The following is a 4,546-nucleotide window of genomic DNA, read 5'->3' on the forward strand; positions in this document are numbered from 1 at the left end:
CTTGCCCATGATCGCGGGCGGCATCGCCTTGGTGAGCTTCTCCCCCATCGCGAACGGCATGCCCAGCAGCCGGGCGGAGTCCTTGAGGGCCTGCTTGGCCTTGATCGTGCCGTAGGTGACGATCTGCGCGACGCGGTCCTCGCCGTACTTGTCCGTGACGTACCGGATGACCTCACCGCGGCGACGCTCGTCGAAGTCGACGTCGAAGTCGGGCATCGAGACGCGGTCCGGGTTGAGGAACCGCTCGAAGATCAGGCCGTGCTGCAGCGGGTCGAGGTCCGTGATGCGCATCGCGTACGCCGCCATCGAGCCGGCACCCGAACCACGGCCGGGTCCGACGCGGATCCCGTTGTCCTTGGCCCAGTTGATGAAGTCGGCGACCACGAGGAAGTACCCCGGGAAGCCCATCGTGGTGATGACCTCGGTCTCGAACTCGGCCTGCGTGCGCACGTCGTCCGGGATGCCGTCCGGGTAGCGCACGTGAAGGCCGGTCTCGACCTCCTTGATGAACCAGCTGGTCTCGTCCTCGCCGGCCGGGACCGGGTAGTTCGGCATGTAGTTCGCCGAGGTGTTGAACGAGACCTCGCACTGCTCCGCGATCCGCAGCGTGTTGTCGCAGGCCTCGGGCAGCTCGGCCCAGACGCGTCGCATCTCCTCGGCGGACTTGACGTAGTAGCCCGACCCCTCGAACGCGAACCGGTTGCCGCCCTGCTCGTAGCTCGGCTCGGTGAGCGCGGAGCCGGAGTTGATCGCGAGCAGCGCCTCCTGCGAGCCGGCGTCCTCCTCGCGCACGTAGTGCAGGTCGTTCGTCGCGACGACGGGCGCGCCGATCGTCTCGGCGAGGCGCAGCAGGTCCTTGATGGTGCGCTGCTCGATGTCGAGCCCGTGGTCCATGAGCTCGACGTAGTAGAAGTCCTTGCCGAACAGGTCCTGCAGCTCGCCCGCGGCGCGCACGGCCTCGTCCCACTGGCCGAGCCGCAGGCGGGTCTGCACCTCGCCCGACGGGCAGCCGGTCGTGGCGATCAGGCCCTTGCCGTAGCGCTCGAGCAGGTCGCGGTCCATGCGCGGCCACTTGCCCATCTGGCCCTCGAGCGAGGCCAGCGACGAGGCGCGCATGAGGTTGTGCAGGCCCTCGTTGTTCCGGGCCAGCAGCGTCATGTGCGTGTAGGAGCCGCGGGCCGAGACGTCGTCCTTCTCCTGGCCCTGCTGGCCGAACCGCACGCGGGTCTGGTCGAACCGGCTGGTGCCCGGCGTGACGTAGGCCTCCACGCCGATGATGGGCTTGATCCCCGCGGCCGTGGCCTTCGCCCAGAAGTCGAACGCGCCGAACAGGTAGCCGTGGTCGGTGGTCGCGATCGCGGTCTGACCGACGCGCGCGACCTCCGTGAACAGGTCCCCCAGACGGGCCGCGCCGTCGAGCATCGAGTACTCGGTGTGCACGTGGAGGTGGACGAAGTCGGAACCCCCAGCAGCAGCCATGCGGGCGATCCTACGTGCCCGCGCCGACACTCCGGAGCGCCCCGGGACCCGTGTCCGGGGACGTGACGATCTTCACCGCGTCGCGGTGCCAGATGTCCTCGTCGAGGTACCGCTCGGGCCGCGCGACGTACCCCAGGCGGGCGTAGAAGCCGAGCGCCTGCTCCTGCGCGCTGAGCTCGACCGCGACGCTGCGGACGCCGTCGACCGAGGTGCCGAACTGCTCCAGGGCGACGGCCTCGAGCGCGGTCATGAGATGCGCGCCGACCCCGAGACCGCGCGCCGCGGCGCTCACCGCGACCCGGCCGATGTGCGCCGGCTCGCCGTCGTGGTGGGGCGCGAGCAGCCGTGCGGTGCCCAGCGCGGTGCCGTCGTCGGCCAGCGCGAGCACGTGCACGGTCGTCGGGTCGTCGTCGAGCGCGTCCATCTCCCGCTCGGCCGCGACCTGCTGCTCGACCACGAACACCGCCATGCGGATCGCGGTCATCGCCGCGCGCTGCTCGGGCGTCTCGACCCGGACGACTCGCGTGAATCGGCTCACACGTACCCGTCCTGCAGCACCGCGAGCGACTTCGCGAGGTCCTCGGGGTACTCGCTGGTCAGCTCGAGCCACTCACCCGTGCTCGGGTGATGGAAGCCGAGGCGCATGGCGTGCAGCCACTGCCGCGTGAGGCCGACCCGCGCCGCGAGCGACGGGTCCGCGCCGTACGTGAGGTCGCCGACGCAGGGGTGCCGGGTCGCGGCGAAGTGCACGCGGATCTGGTGCGTGCGGCCGGTCTCCAGGTGCACCTCGACCAGGGAGGCCGAGGGCAGCATCTCGAGCACCTCGTAGTGCGTGATCGACGGCTTGCCGTCCGCGACCACCGCGAACTTCCAGTCCGAGCTGGGGTGCCGGCCGATGGGCGCGTCGATCGTGCCCGTCGTCGGCTCCGGGTGGCCCTGGACCAGCGCGTGGTAGACCTTCTCGACCGTGCGCTCCTTGAACGCGCGCTTGAGCACCGTGTACGCGTGCTCGCTCTTGGCGACGACCATCAGGCCGCTCGTCCCCGCGTCGAGGCGGTGCACGATGCCCTGCCGCTCGGCCGAGCCGGACGTCGAGATGCGGTAGCCGACGGCCGCCAGCGCGCCGACGACCGTCGGGCCGGTCCAGCCCGGCGAGGGGTGCGCGGCGACGCCCACGGGCTTGTTGACGACCACGAGGTCGTCGTCGTCGTACACCACCACCATCCCGGGCACGGGCTCGGCGACGACCTCGAGCGCGACGGGCGCGACGTCCGGGATCTCCACCTCGAGCCACGCACCGGCCACGAGCCGGTCGGACTTGCCGACCTCGCGCCCGTCGACGTGCACGCCGCCCGCGGCGGCGATCTCGGCGGCACGGGTGCGGGACACGCCCAGGAGGCGTGCGAGGGCGGCGTCGACACGCTCGCCGGCCAGCCCGTCCGGGACGGGCAGCGCGCGGGTGTCAGGCACCGGCCTGCGCCTCGTCCTCGGTACGGGTGCTGAGCTCGGCCGGGCCCGCGGCGGGCGCCGGCTCGTCCGCCGCGTGGTCGGGCGACTCGAGGTCGCGCGCTCCGTCCCGGGTGCCGTCGAGGTGGATGCCGAGGACCACCGCCACGACGATGAGTACCGCCGCGACGACGATGGCGATGTCGGCGACGTTGCCGACGAAGAAGTCCGCGTACGCGATGAAGTCGACGACGTGACCGCGCGCCACCCCGGGCTCGCGCACCATCCGGTCGACGAGGTTGCCGAGCGCGCCGCCGAGCAGGAGACCGAGCGCGAGCGCCCAGAGCATCGAGCCGATCCGGCGCGAGGCCCGCACGATGACGACGACCACCACGGTCGCGACGATCGTGAGCACCCACGTCATGCCCGTGGCGATCGACAGCGCGGCGCCCGGGTTGAACACGAGCTGGAAGCCCAGGAGATCACCGACGATGTCGGTCCGCTCACCCGGCGTCAGGGAGCGCAGCGCCCAGGCCTTGGAGAGCTGGTCGACGACGAGCACGACGACCGTCACGAGGACGAGCGTGACGATCAGGCGGCGACGAGCCCGATGCTGCGAGGTGGGCGTAGAGGAAGGCACCGCAGGAGTCTACGGGCGCCTCAGCGCCGCTCCTCCCGCTGCTTGCACGTCACGCACAGCGTGGCGCGCGGGAACGCCTGCACGCGAGCCTTGCCGATGGCGAGGCCGCACGACTCGCAGGTCCCGAACGTGCCGACCTGGATGCGGGCGAGCGCGCGCCGCGTCTGGCCCAGCATGTCCCGCGTGCTGTTGACCAGCGCGAGCTCCTGCTCGCGCTCGAGCGCCGACGAGCCCGAGTCGGCCTGGTCGTCGCCCGCTCCGTCACCGGAGTTGCGCAGAAGGTCGGAGAGCTCGGCGTCCGCCGCAGCGAGCTCCGAGGTCAGGCGGTCGATGTCCGCGGTGAGCTCGTCGGAGACGTCGCGCACCTCTCGGACGGTCCACGGCTTCTCGCCGTCCCGGACGGGGAAGCCCCGCACGAGCTTGGCGAAGTCCTTGGAGTCGGTCAGGTCGACGGTGCTGAGCGAGTCGTTGGCCACGACGGTGCCCCCTGTCTGTCAAGGTCACGTGACTGTAGGCGTGCGGGACTAGGGACACAACACGCCACGCCGGGTGAAACCGGCGTGGCGTGCTGCTGCTGACCAGGGTCGACGCGTCCCGCAGGGCGCGTCGGCGTCAGAGGTTGTGGGCCTCGGTGCCCGGCTGGGACTGGCCCGAACGCGGCGGCAGCGCGCTGCCCCGGTTGTCCAGGTCGCCCAGCAGGTTCTCGAGGTAGCTCTTCAGGCGCGTGCGGTAGTCGCGCTCGAAGACCCGCAGCTCGTCGATCTTGCGCTCGAGGAGCGACCGCTCCTGCTCGAGCTGGCCCAGCGTGCGCTGCGACGTCTCCTCGGCCTCACGGACGATGCGCGTGGCCTGGTTCTTCGCGTCGGCGACGAGCCGCTCGGACTCCTCCTGGCCGCTGCGCACGTAGTCGTCGTGGAGCTTCTGCGCGAGGGCCAGCATGCCGGTGGCCGACTCGGGCTCGTTGCCGCGCTGCGGCGCCGC

Annotated in this window: 5 protein-coding genes and 1 pseudogene; all 6 read right to left on the reverse strand. The window is 71.5% G+C overall.

Annotated features, from left to right (window positions below):
* The coding region (dnaE, locus tag D1825_RS01045; protein WP_118765668.1) for a DNA polymerase III subunit alpha at window positions 1-1,479 on the reverse strand (1,479 nt) is incomplete at its 3' end.
* Window positions 1,480-1,489: 10 nt separating this feature from the next.
* A complete protein-coding gene (locus tag D1825_RS01050; RefSeq protein ID WP_233549549.1) occupies window positions 1,490-2,017 on the reverse strand; it encodes a GNAT family N-acetyltransferase in 528 nt (175 codons plus the stop codon).
* A complete protein-coding gene (locus tag D1825_RS01055; RefSeq protein WP_118765669.1) occupies window positions 2,014-2,949 on the reverse strand; it encodes an RluA family pseudouridine synthase in 936 nt (311 codons plus the stop codon). The genes D1825_RS01050 and D1825_RS01055 overlap by 4 nt, the downstream gene beginning before the upstream one ends.
* Complete coding sequence (lspA, locus tag D1825_RS01060) at window positions 2,942-3,565, reverse strand: signal peptidase II (protein ID WP_118765670.1); 624 nt, start codon at window positions 3,563-3,565, stop codon at window positions 2,942-2,944. The genes D1825_RS01055 and lspA overlap by 8 nt, the downstream gene beginning before the upstream one ends.
* A gap of 20 nt (window positions 3,566-3,585) precedes the next feature.
* Entirely contained in the window at window positions 3,586-4,041 is a 456-nt protein-coding gene (locus D1825_RS01065; protein WP_118765671.1) for a TraR/DksA family transcriptional regulator, read from the reverse strand.
* Window positions 4,042-4,177: 136 nt separating this feature from the next.
* Window positions 4,178-4,546 (reverse strand): annotated as a pseudogene (locus D1825_RS01070) (DivIVA domain-containing protein); the annotation flags it as partial.

It is taken from the genome of Cellulomonas rhizosphaerae (genome assembly GCF_003470205.1).
Taxonomy (GTDB): Bacteria; Actinomycetota; Actinomycetes; order Actinomycetales; family Cellulomonadaceae; genus Cellulomonas; species Cellulomonas rhizosphaerae.